The 23,022-nt window shown below is 36.0% G+C and carries 25 protein-coding genes; 9 read left to right on the top strand and 16 right to left on the bottom strand.

Annotated features, from left to right (window positions below; translation table 11 throughout):
* Positions 1-44: 44 nt before the first annotated feature.
* Positions 45-290 carry a hypothetical protein gene (locus ACFJGY_RS08655; protein WP_379962936.1) on the bottom strand — a complete coding sequence of 82 codons (246 nt, stop codon included), beginning with the start codon at positions 288-290 and terminating at the stop codon, positions 45-47.
* Between the two features lie 249 nt (positions 291-539).
* Between ACFJGY_RS08655 and ACFJGY_RS08650 the strand changes: the two genes are divergently transcribed.
* Positions 540-1,100 carry a hypothetical protein gene (locus ACFJGY_RS08650; protein ID WP_379962934.1) on the top strand — a complete coding sequence of 187 codons (561 nt, stop codon included), beginning with the start codon at positions 540-542 and terminating at the stop codon, positions 1,098-1,100.
* A 467-nt stretch (positions 1,101-1,567) separates the two neighbouring features.
* Positions 1,568-1,933, top strand: coding sequence for a helix-turn-helix domain-containing protein (locus ACFJGY_RS08645; RefSeq protein WP_379962932.1), 366 nt, complete (start codon positions 1,568-1,570; stop codon positions 1,931-1,933).
* Between the two features lie 161 nt (positions 1,934-2,094).
* Here ACFJGY_RS08645 and ACFJGY_RS08640 read toward each other — a convergent pair whose 3' ends face one another.
* The 13 genes from ACFJGY_RS08640 to ACFJGY_RS08580 all read right to left on the bottom strand — a co-directional run bounded on the left by ACFJGY_RS08640 (position 2,095) and on the right by ACFJGY_RS08580 (position 14,896).
* A complete protein-coding gene (locus ACFJGY_RS08640; RefSeq protein WP_379962930.1) occupies positions 2,095-2,538 on the bottom strand; it encodes an SRPBCC domain-containing protein in 444 nt (147 codons plus the stop codon).
* Positions 2,539-2,667: 129 nt separating this feature from the next.
* Entirely contained in the window at positions 2,668-3,114 is a 447-nt protein-coding gene (locus ACFJGY_RS08635) for a VOC family protein (RefSeq protein WP_379962928.1), read from the bottom strand.
* 163 nt (positions 3,115-3,277) lie between these two features.
* Positions 3,278-3,805, bottom strand: a complete 528-nt coding sequence (locus tag ACFJGY_RS08630; protein WP_379962926.1) for a DinB family protein — start codon at positions 3,803-3,805, stop codon at positions 3,278-3,280.
* 12 nt (positions 3,806-3,817) lie between these two features.
* Complete coding sequence (locus tag ACFJGY_RS08625) at positions 3,818-4,258, bottom strand: SRPBCC domain-containing protein (RefSeq protein ID WP_379962924.1); 441 nt, start codon at positions 4,256-4,258, stop codon at positions 3,818-3,820.
* A 12-nt stretch (positions 4,259-4,270) separates the two neighbouring features.
* Entirely contained in the window at positions 4,271-5,122 is an 852-nt protein-coding gene (locus ACFJGY_RS08620; RefSeq protein ID WP_379962922.1) for a VOC family protein, read from the bottom strand.
* Positions 5,123-5,163: 41 nt separating this feature from the next.
* Positions 5,164-5,580, bottom strand: coding sequence for an SRPBCC family protein (locus ACFJGY_RS08615; RefSeq protein WP_379962920.1), 417 nt, complete (start codon positions 5,578-5,580; stop codon positions 5,164-5,166).
* Positions 5,581-5,692: 112 nt separating this feature from the next.
* Positions 5,693-6,454 carry a DUF3108 domain-containing protein gene (locus ACFJGY_RS08610; RefSeq protein WP_379970069.1) on the bottom strand — a complete coding sequence of 254 codons (762 nt, stop codon included), beginning with the start codon at positions 6,452-6,454 and terminating at the stop codon, positions 5,693-5,695.
* Positions 6,455-6,544: 90 nt separating this feature from the next.
* Positions 6,545-7,813 (bottom strand): glucose-1-phosphate adenylyltransferase, encoded by a 1,269-nt coding sequence (locus tag ACFJGY_RS08605; protein WP_379970067.1) that lies wholly within the window; start codon positions 7,811-7,813, stop codon positions 6,545-6,547.
* 80 nt (positions 7,814-7,893) lie between these two features.
* Positions 7,894-9,300 carry a glycogen synthase gene (locus tag ACFJGY_RS08600; protein ID WP_379970065.1) on the bottom strand — a complete coding sequence of 469 codons (1,407 nt, stop codon included), beginning with the start codon at positions 9,298-9,300 and terminating at the stop codon, positions 7,894-7,896.
* Between the two features lie 18 nt (positions 9,301-9,318).
* Positions 9,319-11,268 carry a 1,4-alpha-glucan branching protein GlgB gene (glgB, locus tag ACFJGY_RS08595; RefSeq protein WP_379970063.1) on the bottom strand — a complete coding sequence of 650 codons (1,950 nt, stop codon included), beginning with the start codon at positions 11,266-11,268 and terminating at the stop codon, positions 9,319-9,321.
* 361 nt (positions 11,269-11,629) lie between these two features.
* Positions 11,630-13,108 (bottom strand): lipopolysaccharide biosynthesis protein, encoded by a 1,479-nt coding sequence (locus ACFJGY_RS08590; RefSeq protein ID WP_379970061.1) that lies wholly within the window; start codon positions 13,106-13,108, stop codon positions 11,630-11,632.
* Positions 13,105-13,920: an FkbM family methyltransferase gene (locus ACFJGY_RS08585; RefSeq protein WP_379970059.1), complete on the bottom strand. Its 816-nt coding sequence runs from the start codon at positions 13,918-13,920 to the stop codon at positions 13,105-13,107. Before ACFJGY_RS08585 ends, ACFJGY_RS08590 begins: the two co-directional genes overlap by 4 nt.
* A 97-nt stretch (positions 13,921-14,017) precedes the next feature.
* Positions 14,018-14,896, bottom strand: a complete 879-nt coding sequence (locus tag ACFJGY_RS08580; RefSeq protein ID WP_379970057.1) for a sugar phosphate isomerase/epimerase family protein — start codon at positions 14,894-14,896, stop codon at positions 14,018-14,020.
* Between the two features lie 206 nt (positions 14,897-15,102).
* Between ACFJGY_RS08580 and ACFJGY_RS08575 the strand changes: the two genes are divergently transcribed.
* Positions 15,103-15,615, top strand: a complete 513-nt coding sequence (locus ACFJGY_RS08575; protein ID WP_379970145.1) for a glutathione peroxidase — start codon at positions 15,103-15,105, stop codon at positions 15,613-15,615.
* Positions 15,616-15,724: 109 nt separating this feature from the next.
* Here the strand turns inward: ACFJGY_RS08575 and gcvT are convergent, their stop codons facing one another.
* On the bottom strand, positions 15,725-16,804 hold the full coding sequence (gcvT, locus tag ACFJGY_RS08570) for a glycine cleavage system aminomethyltransferase GcvT (protein ID WP_379970055.1): 1,080 nt from the start codon (positions 16,802-16,804) through the stop codon (positions 15,725-15,727).
* Between the two features lie 146 nt (positions 16,805-16,950).
* Here gcvT and ACFJGY_RS08565 point away from each other — a divergent pair, with 146 nt between their 5' ends.
* Positions 16,951-17,283 carry a zinc ribbon domain-containing protein YjdM gene (locus tag ACFJGY_RS08565; RefSeq protein WP_034965113.1) on the top strand — a complete coding sequence of 111 codons (333 nt, stop codon included), beginning with the start codon at positions 16,951-16,953 and terminating at the stop codon, positions 17,281-17,283.
* A gap of 294 nt (positions 17,284-17,577) precedes the next feature.
* Here the strand turns inward: ACFJGY_RS08565 and ACFJGY_RS08560 are convergent, their stop codons facing one another.
* Positions 17,578-18,510, bottom strand: a complete 933-nt coding sequence (locus ACFJGY_RS08560; RefSeq protein WP_379970053.1) for a sulfate/molybdate ABC transporter ATP-binding protein — start codon at positions 18,508-18,510, stop codon at positions 17,578-17,580.
* Between the two features lie 83 nt (positions 18,511-18,593).
* Here ACFJGY_RS08560 and ACFJGY_RS08555 point away from each other — a divergent pair, with 83 nt between their 5' ends.
* The 5 genes from ACFJGY_RS08555 to ACFJGY_RS08535 all read left to right on the top strand — a co-directional run bounded on the left by ACFJGY_RS08555 (position 18,594) and on the right by ACFJGY_RS08535 (position 22,986).
* On the top strand, positions 18,594-19,253 hold the full coding sequence (locus ACFJGY_RS08555) for a YceI family protein (protein WP_379970051.1): 660 nt from the start codon (positions 18,594-18,596) through the stop codon (positions 19,251-19,253).
* Between the two features lie 120 nt (positions 19,254-19,373).
* The gene (gene pheS / locus ACFJGY_RS08550) at positions 19,374-20,384 is read left to right on the top strand and encodes a phenylalanine--tRNA ligase subunit alpha (RefSeq protein WP_379970049.1); all 1,011 of its coding nucleotides are present in this window, start codon (positions 19,374-19,376) and stop codon (positions 20,382-20,384) included.
* A gap of 228 nt (positions 20,385-20,612) precedes the next feature.
* Positions 20,613-22,346 carry an ATP-binding protein gene (locus ACFJGY_RS08545; RefSeq protein ID WP_379970047.1) on the top strand — a complete coding sequence of 578 codons (1,734 nt, stop codon included), beginning with the start codon at positions 20,613-20,615 and terminating at the stop codon, positions 22,344-22,346.
* Positions 22,343-22,762 (top strand): response regulator transcription factor, encoded by a 420-nt coding sequence (locus ACFJGY_RS08540; protein ID WP_379970045.1) that lies wholly within the window; start codon positions 22,343-22,345, stop codon positions 22,760-22,762. The genes ACFJGY_RS08545 and ACFJGY_RS08540 overlap by 4 nt, the downstream gene beginning before the upstream one ends.
* Positions 22,762-22,986 (top strand): helix-turn-helix transcriptional regulator, encoded by a 225-nt coding sequence (locus ACFJGY_RS08535; RefSeq protein ID WP_379970043.1) that lies wholly within the window; start codon positions 22,762-22,764, stop codon positions 22,984-22,986. Before ACFJGY_RS08540 ends, ACFJGY_RS08535 begins: the two co-directional genes overlap by 1 nt.
* Positions 22,987-23,022 lie beyond the last annotated feature (36 nt).

Genomic DNA, 23,022 nt, shown 5'->3' with positions numbered 1-23,022 from the left:
ATAACTTCCCGTTTTTTTCTAACAATAACAATTTAATTAATAAATTATTCCGCTTCAGCAGTTCTGGATTTGCAGCATCCTCTTCCGAATTGTGCTCTCACTTTATCTTTCAGCGAGTTGTACTCCTCGTCATTCATCGTTCTGATTCTGTCTGCAAAACCAAATGGTGTTCTCTCTTTCACATCATATTCGTCAAAAATCCCTTTTACGAATGCTTTTCTTTTTTGTGCTTTTTTTGCGATGATGGCGATGGCGGCCAAACCTGCGATCGCTAAAATTCCTTTTTTCATTATTTTTAATTTTACGTTTTACATTTAAGAAGACGCAAACTGACTTTGTTTACCTTAAATATTTTTTGGGCGCCTTTATCCGCCCTCCATTCCCGCTTTTTTTGCCTAGCTTTTCCAGCCGCAAAAAAGAGCTCCATTCAGGTCGGGGCGCGCTTCGCAGAGTTGAAAAATCGTGATCCATTAGGAATTTACACATTCATTTCTTAATTGGTCCCGAAATTTCATTAGCAGTAAAAAGCTTCTAATCCAATGGTCAAAAAAATTCTTATCCTTTTGGTTTCTTATGCAATACTTCTGGTCGCCATCGTTTTGACGCTTTCAGAAAATGAAACCTTATATCTGTCTGCTATTGTTGTTTCGGGATTATTATTCGGTTTATTAGTTCTTAGGGAAATTCTGAAACAAAATATATTCAAATCAAAGCCGGAAAAATATCATCTGAATTATCAAAACATAAATCCCGGGACATTAACCAAAATATCAAAAAGAACTTTTCTCTTCGGACTCGAAAAAAGATTCATTTCTGACAATGAATTCTACTTTGACAATGATGATTTATATATTTCAAATCATCAAAATCAGCTGGCGAGATTCCCTTTTAAAGATATCAGTGAGCTTAGCCGGACGTCCATAAGAATCAATAACAGCCCGATCTGGCAGTTAAAAATAACCGGCGAGGGGCAGGAATTGGTTTTCAGGTTTGCTCATAATTATGCAATATTCAATAAGTCTTTTCAGTTATTCTATGAGAAGCTGAAAGAAGTGAATCCTGCGTCCATCAAATCAGAATGGAGTCTGTGGAGGATGTAGAAAATGAAAAAGCTTTCGCAAAACTTTTATTCTATTATTCGTCATATGGTAATAAGTATTTTTGGAGACACAAGTACAACCGTACAAACTTACGGCTCTTGGATATGAACTTTAGCAATTTCAAATCCACGATACAGGAAGTCGACAATGTCCAAAAGCCAGACCGACCGAACGCAATGATAACCTATTCTTTATCAGCTGTCAGTTCATCCATAACACTTTTATTTCTTAAAAACTATCTGTAACAATACTCGACTAACCTATAACAATACTCACCTAACCTAGATTACTACTCTGGTAACCTGTAACACTACTCGGCTAACCTAGATTAATAGTCTGGCAATCTGTAATAATACTCCGGTAACCTGTAACAATAGTTAGCTAACCTGTAACAATACTCCGGTAATCTGTAAAGTTGTAATCAGAAAAAATACTTATATTTACTTTTAATCAAAACACAAATAGATATGCTTAGAAAAAAACGCGGAAATCTAAGACCTTCCCAAAGCAGCCTTGTATTACATCTGACACCTATCTTGACACTTCGCCAGATTACATTTCCTTATGCTTTTCTCACAAAAGCAGGCATCAGCGGAAATTCTGCGCAGAAAATGCTGAACGGCGAGGCGGTACAAATCAACTTCCGGCAATTGACTGCCCTTTGCCTTGCCCTCAACTGTACGCCTAACGATCTTTTTGCAAGGCGTGATTTGCAGCCTTCCGAAGGACATCAACTCAACCAACTGCAGGATCTTCAAGCGCCAGTGGTAGACCCCAAAGATTTTTACAAAGGGAAAAGTCCGGAAGAGATCAGGAAACTGGGAGAACTGTAAACAAGGAAAATTATCTTGTCTGGCTCATGCGCGCGTCATCTTTCCTTCTTAAGTGATGGATACGAGCCAGAGGCTCGCACCAGCTGATAGAAATGAAAAAAAAAACCACTACGCAATTCATCTTCAAACAAAAAGCTTTGCAATTGCAAAGCTTTTTTATTCTAATTCGTTTTCATAAAGTCGAACGCCCCTTTCCGAAGATGGATGCCATACTCAAGCCAGGCTTTCATACAAGCGAGGAAATTGGCCCAGCCTTCGGTTTGTCCAATGGCCCAATTGATGCCTTTTTCATCACTCTCGTGCCCTTCTTCCAATACTTTTACAACGGTATCATTTGCTGAAAGTTGCTGCAGTTCTATTGTGACGACAGACTTTGGATCCCAGACAAAAACAATCTTTTCATTGGGGATTATTTCTTTTGTTGTTAAAGGATAAGAACCTTCAAACTCGGGAAATGACCAGAAAATTTCTTTATCAGTTTCCATTATTGCAGAACCTTTGGAAATGAAATAATTTTTCATTTTCCCTGGGTCAATAATCGCTTCAAAAACTTCTGAAACAGATTTCTGAATTCCGATCGTTGCTTTTGCTGTTAGTTTTTCCATATATTTTAAATCGTTTAACATTTTTCACAAAAGGCACAATTATTTAAATTAAAAAAAGGCACAAAGAATTGTTGTTAAATCTTGTGCCTTAAATTATAAAATTTATATAATTACATTGTGTCCAAATTTTTAATGTGCCTGAGCCTTCTCCGGATCGTCATAATTTACCATCCACTGGATCCCGAATTTGTCTTCCCACATCCCGAAATAAGCACCCCAGAAAGTATCCTGAAGCTCCATTGTAACTTTGCCGCCTTCGGATAGTTTGGTGAAAAGATTCAATGCTTCTTCTCTGGAATCTGTGTTGATGGAAACTGAAAAATCGTTTCCGTTTTTATACTTGCCCATCCCGGGAAGAGAATCGCTGCCCATCAAAGTGGTTTCCTTAGAAATCGGAAGTGAGACGTGCATAATGTGGTTTTTGTATTCGTCTTCCAAAGGCGGCATTCCCTCCATCGGCGGCATATCTCCAAATTTATTCCACATAGGAATTTTTGTCCCGAATGCAGATTCATAGAATTTAAAAGCTTCTTCACACTGTCCGTGGAAGGTAAGATAAGGATTGACTGTTGCCATAATCTGTTGTTTTTTATAGTTTATTTTTTTAAAATCACAAAAGTTACAAAAGCTGTAAACTTTTCTAGTTGTTCAAAAGTTAAAAAGGAATGGATGAAAAATTATCTTTTGCAGTTTAACACATATTTTTAGATTTCTTTTGTGACTTTTATGGTATCTGATTTTAATATTTCATATTGGTATCAAAGTCGTATTTCATTCCTTTGTAGCCAAGAATCCTTCTCATCAACCCGATTTGTCCGCAGAGGTAATCTTCTCTCCCAATGCACATTCCTATGAAATTGAGAACAGTCTCAGGAAAGAAATCGATGTTCATTCCCATTGGAAAAGCTTTATCTAAATCCTCATCGGACATTTCCAAAAGTCTGTTGTAAACCAATGGCGAGATGTGATGAAAATTTTCTTTCAGTTCTTCCAAAGTTGGATAGACAAAATTCTCGTCCAAAGCTTTTCCCTGAAAGAACAGTTCACCTTGGGGATTTTGGTCATCCAATCCCAGGGCATTTCCTAATGCATAACGCATATCCAGAAAATTGCCAGCCATCCAAACAACGTGATTGGTTTTCCCTTCAATTCTTTTCTTAGCATCTTTCTCCGAAATGCCATCCAAAACCAGCAAAAAGCTTTGAGAATGACCTCGGAATGCGGGAATAATAATATCTAATTTTTTAGAATTTGGTTTGTCCATCATTTGTATTTTTAATTATTTTTCTGATAATTTTTTTATAATTTCTAGACCTTTTTGGAAGCCGTTGTCAAACATATCTTTGAAGTTCTCATCAGAATCAATTTCAATTTTTAAAGTTGTTTTTCCATCATTCTCTTCAAGATAATAAGCTTCCAGGCTACCGTTCCAGGACTTTACTTTGTCGCTGGTAACATCTTCTACACCATCATGTATCTCACCAAGATGTTTAAAAATCAAATGTTTTGGTTCTTCGATACGTTCTATCGTGCTCACCATTCCGTTCTTTCTGCTGGCATCCGTAAAAAGGGTTTTTCCGCCGACTTCCCAATCTGTTTGCATCACAGATCCCGGGCTAAAGAAATGTGTCCATTGGGTATATGTATTTTCATTCCATAAAACATCCCAGACTTTTTCTGCAGATGCGTTGATTTCTGTTTGATACTTTAATTTTTCCATAACATTTATTTTTTATGAATTAGCAGCGTCTTCAATATCTTTGATGATGATTTTGTTCATTTTCATCATTGCTCCAAAAGCTTTTTTGGCTTTTTCTACATCGTGAGAATTGGTTATTTCGATTAATCTGTGAGGAACAATCTGCCAACTGAATCCGTATTTGTCCTTCAGCCAGCCGCACATACTTTCCTGTCCTCCTTCTGTTAATTTTTCCCAGTAATAGTCTGTTTCTTCCTGATCTTTTGTCATAACGGTCATAGAAGTACCTTCTGTGAAATTTGAGTTGTGATTATGCGAACTGTCCATTGCCATCATGACATAATCATTGATAACAAATTGTGCATGAGCAACATTCCCAGCTGGCTCGCCTTGTCCTTCTGGATGTTCCATGATTCCTTCGGTTTTTGAGTTGGGGAAAATATTGGTGTAAAATTCTATTGCTTCCTTACATTTCCCAGCAGTGTCTCCAGTAAACATCATTACAGGAGAAAATTTTTGTTTTGCTTTTTCCTTGTTGTAATAAAGCTGCCAGGAGATTCCGTATTGGTCTTCTACCCAGGCATATTTTTCGCTCCAGGGATAGCCGTCCAGTTCCATCATTACTTTTCCGCTTTCGGAGAGTTTTTGATAATAATGTTCCACTTCTTCCGGAGAATCGCACATCAACATCAGGGAAAGACACATATTTGGTCTGAATTGTGGACCTGCATTCAGGAACATTAATTTTTGACCTTCGATTTCTATGTTGATGACCATCGGTGTGTCATCCACAGTCTTAGAATTTTTGAAGATTGCGGTGTAAAATTTTGCAGCCTCACTTCCATTTTGATTAAACCAAAAGCAAGGAAATATATCGTGATTCATAATTTATGATGTTAGAAATTAGACTTCAGATGTTAGATCTATCATTTAAGACTTTCAGAATAGTTTTTGAAATTATCCAGAATAGCCTGCCATCCGTTCTTTTGAAACTCTACAGGATTTTGATTTTCCGGATCAAAGTTTTCCGTAACTCTGGTTTTATCATCAGATAATTTTTCAAAAATAACCTCAACTTTTCTGCCGTCTTCCAAATGGTATTTTAAGGTTTGATTTGGTTTGACCTCATCATAAATCCCTACAAAATCAAAACCGAAACTTCCATCCTTTGCCTGCATTCTTGCAGACAGTTTTCCTCCAATTTCCAGATCATTACTGGCAGAAGGGCATTCCCAGCTTTCGTGAGCAAAATTCCAGTTTACAATGTGTTTTGGATTGTTAAAGTAATCCCAGACCTGGTCTATCGGTTTATTAATATCTGTTTGAATTGTGATTTGCTGCATATTTATGATTTATTTCGAAGTTAAATTTTTTATCAATTCCAAGACTTGTCATAAGGCAACTTAATAATTATTTAACAAAAAATCACTCTTAAAAGAGTGATGATCAGATTGTTTATTTTTCAAATTTCAAAGGATATTTAACATTGCTAAAACTGTCAATACTTGCCTTCAGCGATCCGACTGCCAGTTCTGCTTTTATCAGCACGGGAACTCTGTTCTGATCATTGGTGACCCACATCGTAACGCCTTCTTTTTCTTTGAATACCCTCCCGCTTATTACAGACGGAATAATTTTAAGACAATTGATTCTGCCAAATTTTGTAGAAATCTTTTCTGTACCGACCACTTTTAACTGAAAAGGAAATAGTTCATCGTCGATCCAGACGCTCATTTTCAAAACTGAACCAACTTTTAAATTGTCAACACTTCGCAAATAGTAGAAACAAGAAAGAATATCCTGAACATCATTAGGAACTTTTACAGTTTTCGCTGGTCTGTCTGTATGTTTTTTATCGACTAAAACCAAGGTATTATTATTGGTATTGAAAGTACTTTGCAAATGCTGGGTGTAACTTCCTTCGGAAACGTTTCTGACATAGAAAAGGGGCTCCTGCTTTGCGCTGATGTAACTTTCATAAACATCTTCAACTTTAAAAAAAGCCTTCGCAGCGCCACTGGTTTTTCCTACACCTCTAACATAAAAAGCCGGCTGACCATTATACGAAGTTTTGGTTGTTGACAAAGTAGCATTACCAGCTGTAATGAATCCATAATGGATTCTATAATTCAGTACTTCTCCGGCATTGATATTGTTAAACTGCGCAGACAGCTGGGAAAAAATAAAAATACCGATAAACAGAAATAGATTCTTCATTAAACTTATTTATAAATCTTACGACAAATTATTTGCCAAATTAAAAATAAAACCCTCCGCTTCCGAAGGGTTTATAAATATATTATAAATTTACATAATATTGGTTCCGTCGGGTATAATTGCGTTTTTCTTTATTACAACGATACCATCTTTTATAGAATGTGTATCATAATCGCCATCCGGATGATGTTTGCCACCAATGATCCTAACATTGTTACCAATAAAACAGTTTTTATCCAGTATAGCTTTATCTATATAACAATATTTTCCGATTCCCATACTTGTAATCCCATCTATTTCATTTTGAGCAACCTGCTGTGCTGTCTGATAATAATCTGCACCCATAACATACGAGTTCACAATTGTAGAGCCTCGATCTATTCTGGTTCTGTTTCCGATGATACAGTTTTCTACTTTATCTGCCAGAATGATACATCCGTCGCCAAAAATAGTTTTGCTGACATAAGAACCATTTACTTTGGAAGGCGGAAGCATTCTCGCTCTTGTATAAATAGGATTTGAACTGAATAAATTGAACTGAGGCAAGTCCTGAGCAAGATCAAGATTAGCCTCGTAAAAAGATTCGATAGTCCCGATGTCTGTCCAGTAACCATCGTATTGATAACTTAAAACACTGTAATTTCCAATAGCAGCCGGAATAAAATCTTTCCCGAAATCATCGCCTTCGTGCTCATCAAACAACTTTCTTAGAACATTTTTGCTAAAAACGTAGATTCCCATCGAAGCCAAATATTCTTTGCCCTGAGACTTACTCTCATCGCTGACTTCAGATTTCCAGTCATTCAGAACATCATAACCTGGTTTTTCTGTAAATGATGTAATATTGCTATCTTCATCCGCTTTCATAATTCCGAAACCTGTAGCATCTTTCGCATTCACAGGAATAGTCGCAATGGTAATATCGCCCCCATTTTTCTTGTGGAAATTGATCATTTCCTTGAAATCCATCTGATAAAGCTGATCTCCGGAAAGAATCAGAATATATTCGTATTCATATTTTTCCAGATGCTTCATCGTTTGTCGCACGGCGTCTGCAGTTCCCTGATACCAGTTTTCATTTTCTACATTCTGTTCTGCAGCAAGAATATCTACAAATCCTTTACTGAATGTATCAAAGTGATAAGAATTTTTTATGTGAGAATTGAGCGATGCAGAATTGAATTGGGTGAGAACCAGAATCCTGTTCAGTCCAGAGTTGAGACAGTTTGAAATTGGAATATCTACCAGTCGGTATTTTCCAGCAATTGGAACTGCCGGTTTAGATCTTGTATTAGTCAAAGGGAACAATCGGCTTCCTCTTCCGCCTCCGAGCACGATGGAGATTACACTTTCTTTCATATAATGTTTTTGCTTATTTTGTAATTTGATTAAAGTTAATAATTGTTTACCAATATTAAGCCAATGTGAATAGAAATTTATTAATAATTATAAAGATTTGTATAATTCTGAGCCGATTTTTCCCAAGAGAAATCAAATGACATATTATTATAAATCAGACCTTTCATCAGATCTTTTTGGCTGTAAATATGTAGGGCTCTTTTTATGGCGTGAACCGCATCTTCCGCACCTGCATTTGTAAAATTGAGTCCGCTTCCGCCGGTCGAAATATCCTGAACGGTATCTCGCAAACCGCCTGTATACCGTACAATCGGGATAGTTCCGTATCGCATAGCGTACATTTGGTTCAGTCCGCACGGCTCTACCCGGCTTGGCATCAAGAGGAAATCTGCCGATGCATAGATCTGATGAGACAGATATTCTTTATAACCGAGATCTATCGCAAGATTGATATTGAATTTGTATTGTAGTTCTTTAAGCTTATTCTCAATATCCTGATTTCCGGAACCTAAAATAATGATGTTTAAAGAACCATTGGTTTCCTGGATACTTCTTTCGACAATTTCCGGCAGAAGATCAGCACCTTTTTCGCCTGCAAAACGTCCGATGAACCCGAATAATGGCAAATTAGGATTAAGGCCATATTCTGCACAGATTACTTTTTTATTCTCCCATTTGCCTTCTTCTGCGTAATCTTTATTATAATTGAATTTCAGCATATCATCGGTCTGCGGATCCCAAACTTCGGTATCGATCCCGTTGATGATTCCGAATGCCTTTTGTCTTTCCTGATTAATCAATGGTTCAAGACCCTGAAAACTGAAAAATAATTCTTCCAGATATCCACCAGAAACCGCATTGAAGGCATTAGAAGATTTTATCATTGTCGCCATCGGGTTGATTCTTCCTTTCCAGTCGAGAAGTCCGGATTTCCAGCCATCAAAATGAGGCAGAAAACTGGACATCTGCCAGTCCATACTTCCCTGATATTCGCCATTATGAATCGTTCCAATAGTTTTGACGCCTTTCAGAAACTGAAATTCATAACAATTATCGATCATAAAGGGAACCAAGCCTGTATGAAAATCATGGCAATGGAAAACATCCGGCCGGATCTGCATCGCACTAAGCCAGTGCAGAACACCGTGCTGGAAGGCGATAAATTGCTGACTCTCATCCCAATATCCATAGACACTTTCTCTGTCCAAAAGCCCCGGAATCTTAACTAAATAAAGGTCAAAACCGAGAACATTACTTTTTTCTTTGAAAACCTGAACTTGATACATATGAAAAGACTGATGGATGAAACCATCAAACACAATGTCAAACTCGTGGTTATAGAAAAATGGTTTATTGTACCACGGCATGATTACGCTGGCATCCAGGCCCATTTGGTTCTGATATTTTGGCAAAGCTCCTACTACATCTGCCAGTCCACCGACTTTTGCAACAGGATAACATTCCATAGAAAGATGAAATATTTGCATATTTTTTTTCTTAAATATTTATTTTTTCTTTTTAATAAAATCTTTGATACTGAGTTTTGGCTTTGCTATTTTAGTCTGTTTCAAAACCAAACCAGACAATGGCGGCAATCTTAATATAATAGATTTTTCGCGGTTATCCCAGCCTTCATCCAACTCTTGAGAGATAACAGCTTCTACTCCGCTTCCGCTATATTTCGCATCATCAGAATTTAGAATTACTTCCCATGATGTATCTTTTTCTACGCCAATCCTATAATCGAAAGTGTTAGGAGTCAGATTAAGAACAGTCATTAAAACTTCTTTGTTTTCTTTACTTTTTCTAAGATAAATAAAGATAGAATTATCCGTATCATCAGCATTTATCCATTCGTAACCGTATGGCGAGAACTGCTGCTCGTACAAAGCAGGATTTGACCTGTAAAGCAAATTAAGGTCTCTTACAAAATCCTGAAGATTTTTATGAATCGGATACTGCAGCAAATGCCAATCCAGAGAAGTTTTGAAATTCCACTCGTTGGTTTGTGCAATTTCGTCTCCCATAAAAAGTAATTTTGCGCCCGGATTGGTGAACATATAAACATACATCGCCCGGAGATTGGCAAATTTCTGCCATTCGTCGCCCGGCATTTTATAGATCAGACTGCTTTTTCCGTGGACCACTTCATCGTGGGAAAGCGGCATCATATAATTCTCATTATACATATACACGCTCGTGAAAGTAATTTTGTTGTGATGGTATTTTCTGACAATTGGATCCTCTTTGAAGTAATCCAATGTGTCGTGCATCCAGCCCATCATCCATTTCATTCCGAAACCGATGCCGTCTTCGTGGACAGGTTTTGTGAGTCTTGGGAAATCTGAGCTTTCTTCCGCAATGGTCTGTACATCAGGAAATTCGCCATATACAGCGATATTAAAATCCTGAAGAAACTGTTTTGCTTCCAGATTGACGTTTGTTCCATAAATATTCGGTTCCCACTCGCCTTCGTTCCTGGAATAATCCAGATGAAGCATTGATGTCACGGCATCTACTCTTAAACCGTCAGCGTGATATCTGTCAAGCCAAAAGATAGCATTTGAAATTAAAAAAGATTTAACTTCTGGTCTTCCGTAATTGAAAATATAGGATTTCCAATCGGGATGAAAACCCTTTCTCGGATCTTCGTGTTCGTATAAAAACGAGCCATCGAAAAAGTGTAAACCATTGGCGTCACCCGGAAAATGGGACGGAACCCAATCCAGAAAAACACCGATATTATTTTTGTGAAGTTCGGAAATAAGGTACATCAAATCCTGCGGTGAACCAAATCTGGAAGTCGCAGCATAAAATCCTGTGATCTGATAACCCCAACTTGGGTCATAAGGATATTCCATAATAGGCATAAATTCTACGTGTGTAAAATTCATAGCTTTGAGATACGGAACCAATTTATCTGCTATTTCGCCATAACTCAGGAATCTTTCCGGATTTCCCGGATCGCGCATCCAGGAACCTAGATGCACTTCATAAACAGACATGGGAGATTCCAGGCTGTTGTACTTTGCGCGGTTTTTCATCCAATCTTTGTCTTCCCATTCGTGCCAGGTTGTGCAAACTATAGAACCGGCCTGCAATGCATTTTCAAAGCAAAGTGCGTAGGGATCTGCTTTTTCAAGAAGAATCCCCTGGTTTGTTCTGATACCGTATTTATAAACTTCCCCAAAATCAAGATCTGGAATAAAACCTTCCCAAATCCCGGACTGATCCCATCTTCCTGCCAACTGATGTGAAAACGAATTCCATTGGTTAAAATTCCCAATAACAGAAACTTCTGCCGCTGTCGGCGCCCAAACCGCAAAATAAACGCCGGAAACGCCATCCACTTCAACTTTGTGAGAACCAAATTTTTCGTAAAGCCTGGTATGTTTTCCTGAACGGAAAAGGTAAATGTCAAAGTCTGAAAATAGAGAAAAAGGCTGAACCTGCATTTCTTGTTAATATTTGTATTGGTGACCGTCGTAATCGCTAATTACAACATTACCAAGATAAAGAAATTAATCGTTACATAACAAAAAACATTTTGTTAAAAATTTATTAATTAAATCGGCTGTTTTGATTTTAAATATTAATTATTGTTCTGATTATTTTAAATATTGACAAACTTCTAAAAAGTGCGCAAGCGCGTGAGGGATGGCAGCGGTTATCCTTTTTGTCTTGATCGAAGTCTGATCTTACGAAAAAGTGTGAAGACAAAAAGATATGAGCGAACAGCCCGACCGTTTTCTGCTTGCTGAAAAATTTCTTCAAAAGACTTAGCGTTATAGTAGAAAAGGGACACGCCCAGAATATTTAGAATTTGAATAAACTTTTGATGAATGTTTTGTTGAGAAATTTGTCCAGTGGATAGATTTTCAGGAAGTGGTTTCCGATGAAAAGCAGGACTAGAACGACGGTTGGTTTATAGAAAAGGTTCAGGATATTAAGTTTGGAATCCGGTAAAAGTATTGCCACATTGATGGACAGAAACCCAAGAATCAAAGCATAAATCATCTCAATTCCCAATGGGAAAACTTTGAATTTGATGTAATTGAAAATAATCTTAATGATGTTAAATAATGATAGGGAAATTGCGTAGGCAACAGCAATCCCGAGAATTCCCATATTCGTATATTTCAGAAAAACCATATTGAGGCTGATGGTAAGAATGGCCAAAATAAGCATCACGACAATATTGAATTTGTAGAACTTTGACAAGGAAATAATATGTCCGTTAAAACCTGTAGCCAAATCAAATAACATTGCAAATCCAAGAATCCAGAGAACCGGCTCGGATGAACGCAGATCTTCTCCGTTTTTCATAAAATCTGCCAGATACGGAAATCCGACAACAATGCAGCAAAATAAAACAAAGCCTAAAAAGAAAAGGCTGAGCGAGGTTTTTTTGTGAAATCTGTCCAATTCTTCATAATCTCCGGACGCAAGAACTTTGTTGATAATGGGTGCCGAAATATTAAACAATCCCATCTGCGGAACCACGATAATTGAAATAATTGAGAAAATGTTGCTGTAAATTCCATTTTCCTCAAAACTGATAAACTCACCGATCATAAAGTTATCGATTCTGATCGCAATATAATTTCCGATATTTCCTAAAAATCCAAATAAACTATAGGTAAATATTTCGCTGTAAAATCTGTCTTTTTTGAAATAAGTCAAATCAAAATCAGGTTTAATTTTCTCTAATCTATTGGTGTAAAATCCGTAACCTAACAATGAAACCATAAACATCAAAAAGAAAAAGCCGTAAGCCGTTTTCTCTGCAAATCCCATAAAAAAAAACAGACAAAATGCACCAAGATTTGCCAGTTTCGGAACAAAGTTTTCAAAGATATTCGGGACAACGATTCTTTTGTAATTGGTCAGAAATTTATTAAAAACCGAAGATAAAGCCAGAACTAAAACCATTGGCAGGATCAGGCGTTTCATTTCCCAAAGTCGGCTTTGTTTCAGATCCGGAAAAAGATAATTGACCAGAAAATATCCACCAACAAAAATGAAAAAGTTAATGATAATCGCAAGCAGACTCAGTGACAACATATTGTGATGTTTCCCATCGGCATTCACTTTGCTGAAGAATTTGACATTGGAAAAACTCAATCCAAACACCACGATCGGAACGATCATCTCTGCAGTCGGCAAAATGTAACGGAGCTTTCCGTAGAACTCCATATCATAAGGAAAGATAAAAATAGCCGAAAAAGTCCCAAGCAAAAAGCCGAGATAGCCAATGATCGAATATTTTATTCCCTGTCTTGCAACGACGCTCATAGATTGGTTGTTGGTTGTTGGTTGATAGTTGCTGGTAAGAATATAATGTTGTTGATGTAATGTTTATAATTCTTAACATTATCCGAATCTTGCTGTTTCAGAAAATCCTCTGTCAGAATTTTTGACTGCAAAGTTTCCCGGTCCAGATAATTGACGGAAAATCCCCAATCGGCAATCTCAGAAATCAAAGTCCAGAGATCGTCCTGATGATGGCGCTGTTCCATTTCTACCATCAATATTGGTTTGAATTTTTCAATTGTTTTTTTAGCACCGCGTAAAGTCTGCATTTCGTTTCCTTCCACATCGATTTTGATGAAATCGAGTTTTCCGAGTTTTAGATCTAAATCATCCAAAGGTTTCACTTCTACTTTTTGAAGAATCGTTTTTTCTTCATTTTTTTCTTTGATAGAAGTCTGCAAAGTACCTCTGGTGTGCACTTTTTCTCCATTGATGACAGGAATTTTGAACTCCGCAACCGTGGTAATATCGGACAACGCAACAGAAGATAAATTGACTTTCGTGAACAATCTCTTGAGTCTTTTGAAAAGTTGAGGATTAGGCTCGAAAGCGAAGATGTTTTCTGGTTTCAAATGGTTTTCTAAAGTAAAAAGATAAGCGCCAACATTAGCTCCTACATCCATAAAAACAGCATCTTTCGGAAGAACATTTTTGATCCAAAAAAACTCCGGCTCTACTTTTCTTTCCAACAGATTATGAGCATCCAGACCTTTCAATTTCTTGAAAAACCTGCTTTTGTAGAAAGACGGCGAAATGTATTGTAAATTCTCGGCAAGCTTACTGTAAACGCTCATAGTTTGGATTCATTAAGAAACGAACGACAAAGAAAATGTTTTTATTTCAAAAATCATAAAATTTGTTAAAATTTTAATCCAACCAAGATTCAAAAAATTATGGATTGTTTTGGAAGAAGGCGTTTTTCTCAATATACTTTTTACTGATCTTTATACTTTCAAACATATCTATATTACTGGAATCCTGCTCCAGAAACCAATATTTGAGACCCGCTTTTTCCTTTGCTGCGAAAATACGTTTAAAATCAATCGTTCCATTTCCTATTTCTGCAAAATCTTTGGTTTCGGCTTTCATATCTTTCACGTGCCACAATGGGAATCTGCCCGGATATTTTTCAAAATACATCAAAGGGTCAAATCCGGCTTTGCTGATCCAATATAAATCCAGTTCCATTTTGACTAAATCGAAAGATGTGCTATCTAAAATGAAATCGTAAATCGTATTATTCTCATCCAATTTTCCAAATTCAAAATCGTGATTGTGATAAGCAAAATCAATTCCTGCTTTGCGGGTTACTTCACCTGATTTATTGAGCAAATCCGGGAGTTTTTTGTAATTCTCCAATGTTCTCTCTTCTTCAAAAAGATAAGAACAAACCATATATTTTGATCCTATAAAGTCAAGATCTTCCACAGTTTTTTCCCAGTCGTTGAGCAAAGTTCCTTTATCTTTATGTATAATTCCGGTGGTGTGATGCGAACTGACCACTTTCAAACCGACATTTTTCAGAATATTTTGGAATTCGGTTCTGCTTTTACCGAAGAATTTTCCATCGTATCCATATATTTCAATTTGGTTAAAACCTAATCCCGCTAACCTTTCCAGTGCCTTTTCCAAATTATCAGAAATGGCATCCCGAATAGTATATAATTGAATAGCGAAAGATTTTCTATTGCTCATAATATTTGAAGTTCCGCAAGCACAAAAGCCTAATAATCCTAATGATGACAAGGTTATAAAATCTCTTCTTTGCATTATCGGTTTTAATTTTAATAAAGTTATATATTTATTTGAGAATGAATTCGATTTTGATATAATTTATATAGATAGATTTTTGAAAAATTCAGACAGCTAATTGCTAAACTTGTTTTAAATTTGGTCTTTTAAATATCTGGACTTAATATAATCGGATGACTTTTAAAAAATTTAAATAACTTTATATGAAATATTTATTCATCATTATGTTTTCACTTTTCGGATTTTCAAAAAACAAAGCACAGGCAAAATCAATACACAATTTCAAAGTAGAAGCGCTGGATGGTTCTACGATTGACTTTTCAAAATTCAAAGGCAAAAAAATACTGGTTGTGAACACCGCCTCAGAATGTGGATTTACACCTCAATATGCTGATTTGGAAAAGCTTTATGAACAATACAAAAGCAAATTGGTGGTGGTTGGTTTTCCGGCGAATAATTTTGGAGGACAAGAACCCGGCGCAAACCACGAAATCGCAACATTCTGCCAAAGAAATTACGGTGTACAATTCCCGATGGCTGCAAAGATCTCTGTGAAAGGAGATGATATTGCACCAATCTACAAATTCCTGACAGACAAGAAAGAAAATGGTGTTAAAAACACAAAAATCCTTTGGAACTTTACCAAAATTCTGCTTGACGAAAAAGGAAATGTGATCGATAGTTTTCTTAGCACAACCAATCCTACAAGCGAGAGCATTACAAAATATCTGAAATAGAATTTAGAAATTAGAGGTTAGAATTTAGATTTAACTCGACTTCAAAAAATAAAGCGTTCAGATTTTGAACGCTTTTTTATTTTTATTAACTCTTATTTTAAGTCTGATCCTAAACAAAAGGCAGTTTCACCACTTTCGCAGGGATGTCTTTATTTCTAATTCTGATGAAGATCTCTGAATCTAATTTGAAGTTCGGTTTATCAACATAAGCCAGTCCCAATCCTATTTTTTTCATTGGCGACATTGTTCCGGAAGTTACTTTTCCAATGATATTCCCGTCAGCGTCTACAACTTCATAATCGTGTCTTGGGATTGCTTTTTCCTGCATTTCGAAACCAACCAATTTTCTGGTGATGCCTTCAGCTTTTTGATTTTCCAAAAACGTTTTGTTCACAAAATCTTTGTCAAATTTTGTAATCCAACCCAATCCTGCTTCTAATGGAGAAGTTGTATCGTCGATATCATTTCCGTAAAGACAAAATCCTTTTTCCAATCTCAAAGTATCTCTGGAAGCCAATCCGCAGGGAATCAACCCGAACTCTTTTCCAGCTTCTGTCAATGCATCCCAAATCTTTTCAGCATTTTCATTAGCGAAATAAATTTCGAAACCGCCACTTCCTGTATAACCTGTATTGGAAATGATTACATCCGAAAATCCGGCAACAGAACCAACGGTAAAATGATAATAAGGAATCGTTGGAAGATCTGTTTCAGTCAGTTTTTGAAGGATTTCAGTAGCTTTCGGACCCTGGATAGCAATTAAAGACATTTCGTCTGACGCATTGGTCATTTTTGCTCCGAACTTCTCATTATATTTTGCGATGTGATTCCAGTCTTTATCAATATTTGAAGCGTTTACAACTACAAAATATTTCTCGTCTTCCATTTTGTAAACGATAAGGTCATCAACAATTCCGCCTGTTTCGTTTGGTAAACAAGAATATTGTGCTTTTCCATCTTCGAGAGCATCAACATTGTTGGAAGTTACGAACTGTAAAAGGTCTTTGGCAAAAGCCCCTTCAATGAAAAACTGTCCCATATGAGAAACATCAAACATTCCCGCTTTTTCGCGGACAGCAAAATGCTCTTCATTGATTCCTGAATATTGAACAGGCATTTCGAAACCTGCAAAAGGAACAATCTTAGCTCCCAAAGAAACGTGTTTATCGTATAAAGCGGTCTTTTTCATTTGCTTATTTATTAATTTATTTGTTGCACGCAAATCTAAAAATTAATTATGAGTTTTTTATTATGAATGACAGCTTACATTTCCAAATTAATATCATTTTTAAATTAATACATTAATGTTAACTTTGCAGCTCAAAATAAAAAACTATGAGTGATACGATCCTTTGTCCAAAATGCCAGTCAGAATTTACTTACGAACAAGATAATCTGCAAGTTTGTTCCCAATGTTTCTACGAATGGGATCCGGCGGAAGTTTCTACAGAAGGCAAAATTTTCGATTCTCTTGGGAAAGAGCTGCAAAACGGAGACTCTGTTATTGTCATCAAAGATCTCCCTGTGAAAGGTGCTCCAAAAGATATAAAAGCAGGGACCAAAGTAAAAAATATCAGATTACGACCGGAAAGCGATCATAATATCGATTGCAAAATTGATGGCTTCGGATCTATGGCTTTGAAGTCTGAATTTGTAAGAAAAGCTTAATAGATAAAAGGCTTCGACTCTGCTCAGTGTGACAAGTTTAATATAAAATGTCAGGCTGAGCGGAGTCGAAGCCTTTTAGATATTAAACAAAAAAAAAGGAAAAATTTGGCAGGGTCGACTTTCAAAGACTTTGATTGCTAGCGCTAATTTCAGTCCTTAGGGGCAGAAAGAGAATTAACCAAAAATTTCCTAATGTATTTTTCGTTTACCAAAATTATAACTTTTTCTCAATTCAACAAATTGAAAATGTATAAGTTATCCATATTTTATCCACAAATAGAAGATTCGATTGAGTTAAAAGTTTAAATTAACCTTTCCTTCAAGAAATTGATCGGTATAAATGATAATTGATTTTCCATTCATCAACAATTTATTTCTGTAATGAGAACCGGCAAACCGGCTGTCAGAAACGGTTGCTTCTACTCCATTCTCAGCGATTTTTATCTGATTCGGAAAGTAATTATTTTTTAATAAATTAAATTGAGTTTTTTCCTCTTCTGTAAAAATATTGACTTCGCCAAGAAGCTTTGCAACGTAACTATTATAAGGATTTTCATAAGTTTCTTTTGGATTGTCATTTTGGATCAGCCTTCCTTGCTGCAAAACCACAATTTTGTCTGCCCAAGGCAATACTTCTTCCAGATTGTGAGTAGAAATGATGAGACTGAGATTATTTTCTTTGACATAATTAAAAAGTTTTTCCCTCAACTCAAACTTTCTGGAAAAATCCAAATTACTGAAAGGCTCATCCAGCAAAAGCATTTTCGGAAGAACCGCCAAAGCCCGAGCAATCGCAACTCTTTGCTGTTGTCCACCACTTAGATTCTTTGGAATCACTTTCGCAAACTCCGTCAAACCAACGACATCCAACAACTCTTCAACCTTTTCTTTTTTTGATTTTAAATTGATGTTGGAAATGAATTTTCCAACATTGTCATACACTGTTCCATAAGGCATCAAGTCATAATTTTGCGCTACGAATTTCATTTGAGCTTCACCGGGAACGAGATTGCCTTTTGGGCCAAACAATTTTTGTCCTTCAAACAAAATTTCGCCGCTTTGCCAATCCATCAGACCATAGATCAAACCCAACAAAGTAGATTTTCCGCAACCACTTTCTCCTGCCAATGCGATGATCTGCCCTTCATCCACACTCAGATTAAGATTTTGAAACAATGGTTTATCGGTCTGATAATTGAAATAAAGATTTTTAACTTCTAACAGCATCGTGTAAAATTAGTGTTTGAAATCATAATAATTTTATTATTTTAGCAAAAACACAAATTTAGACATTATTTAAAAATTTTCTTATGAAAAAGACAACTTTAATCTCCGCAATCTTACTAATTTCCGCTTCGGTTTTAATTATTTCCTGCGGGAAAGACAAACCTGTAACCAGCGAAAGCAATGAGGTTCTTACAACAACAGAAGGACAAATGTATGTGGTTGATACAATGAACAGTAAAGCCGAATGGAAAGGATTCAAAGTTGTAAAATCTGACAATACAAGCCATATCGGAACTTTGAAGTTTGAAAGTGGAGAAGTTACCGTAAAAGACAACAAGCTGGAAAGCGGACAATTTGTGATCGATATGAATTCTTTTACAAACGAAGACCTTGAAGATGCGGAATCTAACGGTAAACTTTTGGGGCATCTGAAAAGTCCGGATTTCTTTGATACGGCGAAATTCCCGACAGCTTCTTTTGAGATTACCAAAGTTTCCGAGCCAACAACCGGCGGAGATTACAACACGGTTCTTGACGGAAATCTTACTATAAAAGGAATCACTAAGCCTGTTACCTTCAATGCGAATGTGAAAGTGGCAGACAGCGAGTTGACCATTGCAACAGAACCGAAAGACATCAACCGAGATGAATTTGGTATAAAATTTCAAATGCCGGCAGCTGAAGGTCTGATCAAAAATGAGATCAACGTTCAGATCAAAATAAAAGCGATCGAAAAGAAATAACTTGAAGAAGCAAGAGACAAGACTTAAGAATCAAGATTAAAAATTGAAATCTGCTTTGCAAAAAGGCAGATTTTTTTATTTTAAAATCGTATTTTTGCAATCTATATTTTATATATAACAATGCTAGAGAAAATTGATGACCTATTGGTAGAAGTACAGAATTTCCATTCTTCCACCAAAGATGAGATAGAACAGTTCCGATTAAAATTCAATGGAAAAAAAGGGATCATGAATGATTTCTATGACGCCTTGAAGCAAATTCCCAATGAGCAGAAAAAAGATTTTGGACAAAAGATCAATATCTTGAGAAATACTGTAAATGAGAAACTTGAAGAATTAAAATCATCCTCCGAAAGCAAGATTATTCTTGAAAAAGAAGACCTTACAAGACCGGCTTTTCCTTTGGAACTGGGTTCCCGTCATCCAATCAATCTGGTTAAAAACAGAATTATCGAGATCTTTAAATCGATTGGTTTTGCTGTTGCAGACGGACCGGAAATTGAAGATGACTGGCATAATTTCACAGCATTGAACCTTCCGGAATATCATCCGGCGAGAGATATGCAGGATACTTTCTTCATCGAGCAAAATCCTGATGTTCTTCTGAGAACGCATACATCGTCTGTTCAAATTCGATATATGGAAGAAAACGAACCGCCGATGAGGATTCTGGCGCCGGGAAGGGTTTTCAGAAATGAGGCTGTTTCCTCCCGCTCTCACTGTATTTTCCATCAGATAGAAGGTTTGTATATTGATGAGAATGTAAGTTTTGCAGATCTTAAACAGACGATTCAGTTTTTCACGACCGAGCTTTTTGGCAAATCGAAGATAAGAATGAGACCTTCCTATTTCCCTTTCACAGAGCCAAGTGCAGAAGTAGATGTTTATTGGGGATTAAATTCTGAAACCGATTACCGAATCACAAAAGGAACAGGCTGGTTAGAAATCATGGGTTGCGGAATGGTAGATCCTGCGGTTCTTAAAAACGTGAATATTGATCCGGACAAATTCTCAGGATATGCCTTTGGGATGGGAATCGAAAGAATCGTAATGTTGCTTTATCAAATGAGTGATATCCGAATGTTCTTCGAAAATGATGTAAGAATGCTGGAGCAATTCAAGAGTTTGTAGATAGATTTAAATTAAATAAATAAATTTCCTGTGAAAAATTAATTCACAGGATTTTTTTTCTTAATTTTATAGGAATATCTGACATAATAATATTTTTATATAATCTTAATTTTTTAAAAGAAAATTGCAAATAAAAGGTTATTTTTCTGATATTATTTAATTTTGCATTTTATGAGTATTATATAGCCAATGCACAGATTAAAAAACTAAAAAAAACTAACACAAATAATGAATTCAAAAAATAATCCCGCGAAATTTTCGAATTTCAAATCGAGGAAGATTGTCCACTACTCTCTTATTGTCTGCATACTTTTTATTCAGTTGATTATAGCAGGGTATTTTTATAATGAATTTGTAAACAGAAAGAATCTGACTTTTATTGAAAATCAATTAAAGGAAGTTCAATCTCTACAAAACCTGACGGATAATTCCCGAAAAGAGCTCATCAATTCTCAGGATTATTTTCAGAAATACCTTATTACCAATGATAATAAATACCTGGAATCTTATTTCCAGTCGGTAAAAAAACTCAGCCAGAATCTGGATAACATCAACCGTTACAAGAACAAAAATATAAGGTTAAGGAATATTATAACTTCTCAGAAAAAAGATTCGTCTGAGTTTAAAAAATTAAAATTACTGGTGGATTCTACTCATCAGTTTTCCACAAAATCGACCTTTAAACTAAGAGATGAATTGCCCAAGCTAAAGACATTTGGCACCAATTATGACTTCGAAAAATTTGACATCCAACAGCAGACTTTCTCTGACACAGTACAGAAAAAAGGACTATTCGGACGTTTGGGAGACGCCATTGCCGGAAAAGTAAATGTGCAGAAAGAAAGCACCGTCATCACTTTAAAAAATGGTAAAACAACAGATGCATCCAGGATGAAAACCGACCTGGACAGCATCATGAGATCGATCAATAATCATTATTCCAAAGAGGTTCAGAAAATACAGGTCAACATTGTAAAAAATCAAAATTATAATGGTAAGTTTTATAAAACTTTTAATAATATGCTGATTTACAGCAGCGATCTGATGAACATCTATGAATTTGCGATCAAAGATTCTAAAACCGAACTGGAAAAAGAATTAGCCGATCAGAACTCATCAAGTAACAAAATCCGGAAATATTTAGTATTAGGATCTATGATCCTGATGTTCATTGTATCAATATTGATCATGTATCTTACCAGAATAGCATTTATCTACGAAAAAAGGCTGAATGCAGCCAATAAACAGATCAATGAAAATCTTAATTTTAAAAACAGAATTCTCGGGATGCTGAGTCACGAACTGAGATCACCGCTTAAAATCATAGGGATTTTCATCAACAGAATCGGTAAAAAAACAGACGATATCAAAATCAGGGAATACCTCAAATCAATAAGTTTTACCAATAATACATTATTGATGCAGGCTAATCAAATTTTGGAATACACCAAAAATCAGCATGTTGAGAATAAGTTGATTCCAGCAGTTTTCAATCTTAATAACGAGATCGATGCAATTTTAACTTCGATTGAACCTTATATAGAAACGAGAAATAACCAGTTTGTCATTAATAAAAATATAGATCCCAATCTTATGGTTTACTCAGACTGTACAAAGATCAATCAGGTTTTTATGAACATTCTCGGGAATGCCAACAAGTTTACGGAAAACGGTAAAATCACTGTTGATACAAAAACTGAATCCGTAGATGAAAATACAGTTTCTCTGGTGACGAAAATCAGTGATACAGGAGCCGGAATTTCTAAGTCTGACCTTGAAAAAATCTTCGAACCTTATTATCAGGGAATATTGTCAGACGAAGTAGAAAATCTTGGTGCAGGTCTGGGATTAAGCCTTTGCAAAGAACTTGTGGAGCTCTATTCGGGAAATATTTCCGTAGAAAGTGAGCAGAACAAAGGAACAACTGTCTCTTTTTCTATTAATTTAAATATCAATAAATGATCAGTTTAGATAATAATCCTACTAATTTTTTACTTGCGGACGATCACAGTCTTATAAGACAAGGTATTATTTTTCTTCTGGAAGAGCTGGATTTGGAAACCGCGATTTTTCAAGCATCTAATCTACAGCAGATCGTGGAATCTGTAAAAAACAATCCGATTGATATTGCAATCATAGATGCTCATTTTCCTGATGGAAACAGCCTTAGCATTGTACCTGAAATTAAAATAATAAGACCGGACATTAAAATAATGATATTTTCCGGAATTGATGAAAATATACAATCGCTTAAATTCATTAATGCCGGAGCCAACGGTTTTATAAGCAAGCTGAGCGAAGAGGACGAAGTTAAAAATGCAATCCTGAAAATGGTACAGACCGGGAATATCTCTCTCCAGCAACCCAAGCTCTACTGATGAATTCTTTGCGTAATCCGCTTCTTCTAAATCCGCTTAAATCTTTGACAGACAGAGAACTGGAAATTGCCAAAATGTATGCTGATGGTCTCGGTAATCTTGAGATCGCAAATATTCTGGACGTCAAGCAGAATACGGTAAGTACGATTAAAAAAAGGATTTTCGACAAATTGAAGATTGAAAATTTTGTAGAACTTATCGAATTAATTAAGGATCATCATTAGAAAAAATGATTCTTCTTCTTTTCAGAAACTTAAAAA

It is taken from the genome of Epilithonimonas sp. UC225_85 (assembly GCF_042695135.1).
Classification (GTDB): Bacteria; Bacteroidota; Bacteroidia; order Flavobacteriales; family Weeksellaceae; genus Epilithonimonas.
Note: the sequence above shows the minus strand (reverse complement) of the source record. Positions and strands in the feature narration are given on the sequence as shown.

Bases quoted from the DNA above. Each gene is read 5' to 3' on its own strand.
- ACFJGY_RS08625 (WP_379962924.1), bottom strand. From the start codon at position 4,258: ATGGAAAAATTAAAGTATCAAACAGAAATCAACGCATCTGCAGAAAAA.
- ACFJGY_RS08605 (WP_379970067.1), bottom strand. From the start codon at position 7,813: ATGAAAGAAAGTGTAATCTCCATCGTGCTCGGAGGCGGAAGAGGAAGC.
- ACFJGY_RS08645 (WP_379962932.1), top strand. From the start codon at position 1,568: ATGCTTAGAAAAAAACGCGGAAATCTAAGACCTTCCCAAAGCAGCCTT.
- ACFJGY_RS08655 (WP_379962936.1), bottom strand. From the start codon at position 290: ATGAAAAAAGGAATTTTAGCGATCGCAGGTTTGGCCGCCATCGCCATC.
- ACFJGY_RS08610 (WP_379970069.1), bottom strand. From the start codon at position 6,454: ATGAAGAATCTATTTCTGTTTATCGGTATTTTTATTTTTTCCCAGCTG.
- ACFJGY_RS08630 (WP_379962926.1), bottom strand. From the start codon at position 3,805: ATGATGGACAAACCAAATTCTAAAAAATTAGATATTATTATTCCCGCA.
- ACFJGY_RS08535 (WP_379970043.1), top strand. From the start codon at position 22,762: ATGAATTCTTTGCGTAATCCGCTTCTTCTAAATCCGCTTAAATCTTTG.
- ACFJGY_RS08620 (WP_379962922.1), bottom strand. From the start codon at position 5,122: ATGAATCACGATATATTTCCTTGCTTTTGGTTTAATCAAAATGGAAGT.
- gcvT (WP_379970055.1), bottom strand. From the start codon at position 16,804: ATGAAAAAGACCGCTTTATACGATAAACACGTTTCTTTGGGAGCTAAG.
- ACFJGY_RS08635 (WP_379962928.1), bottom strand. From the start codon at position 3,114: ATGGCAACAGTCAATCCTTATCTTACCTTCCACGGACAGTGTGAAGAA.
- ACFJGY_RS08615 (WP_379962920.1), bottom strand. From the start codon at position 5,580: ATGCAGCAAATCACAATTCAAACAGATATTAATAAACCGATAGACCAG.
- ACFJGY_RS08650 (WP_379962934.1), top strand. From the start codon at position 540: ATGGTCAAAAAAATTCTTATCCTTTTGGTTTCTTATGCAATACTTCTG.
- glgB (WP_379970063.1), bottom strand. From the start codon at position 11,268: ATGCAGGTTCAGCCTTTTTCTCTATTTTCAGACTTTGACATTTACCTT.
- ACFJGY_RS08585 (WP_379970059.1), bottom strand. From the start codon at position 13,920: ATGAGCGTTTACAGTAAGCTTGCCGAGAATTTACAATACATTTCGCCG.
- ACFJGY_RS08545 (WP_379970047.1), top strand. From the start codon at position 20,613: ATGAATTCAAAAAATAATCCCGCGAAATTTTCGAATTTCAAATCGAGG.
- ACFJGY_RS08580 (WP_379970057.1), bottom strand. From the start codon at position 14,896: ATGCAAAGAAGAGATTTTATAACCTTGTCATCATTAGGATTATTAGGC.
- pheS (WP_379970049.1), top strand. From the start codon at position 19,374: ATGCTAGAGAAAATTGATGACCTATTGGTAGAAGTACAGAATTTCCAT.
- ACFJGY_RS08565 (WP_034965113.1), top strand. From the start codon at position 16,951: ATGAGTGATACGATCCTTTGTCCAAAATGCCAGTCAGAATTTACTTAC.
- ACFJGY_RS08575 (WP_379970145.1), top strand. From the start codon at position 15,103: ATGTTTTCACTTTTCGGATTTTCAAAAAACAAAGCACAGGCAAAATCA.
- ACFJGY_RS08555 (WP_379970051.1), top strand. From the start codon at position 18,594: ATGAAAAAGACAACTTTAATCTCCGCAATCTTACTAATTTCCGCTTCG.
- ACFJGY_RS08540 (WP_379970045.1), top strand. From the start codon at position 22,343: ATGATCAGTTTAGATAATAATCCTACTAATTTTTTACTTGCGGACGAT.
- ACFJGY_RS08600 (WP_379970065.1), bottom strand. From the start codon at position 9,300: ATGCAAATATTTCATCTTTCTATGGAATGTTATCCTGTTGCAAAAGTC.
- ACFJGY_RS08640 (WP_379962930.1), bottom strand. From the start codon at position 2,538: ATGGAAAAACTAACAGCAAAAGCAACGATCGGAATTCAGAAATCTGTT.
- ACFJGY_RS08590 (WP_379970061.1), bottom strand. From the start codon at position 13,108: ATGAGCGTCGTTGCAAGACAGGGAATAAAATATTCGATCATTGGCTAT.
- ACFJGY_RS08560 (WP_379970053.1), bottom strand. From the start codon at position 18,510: ATGCTGTTAGAAGTTAAAAATCTTTATTTCAATTATCAGACCGATAAA.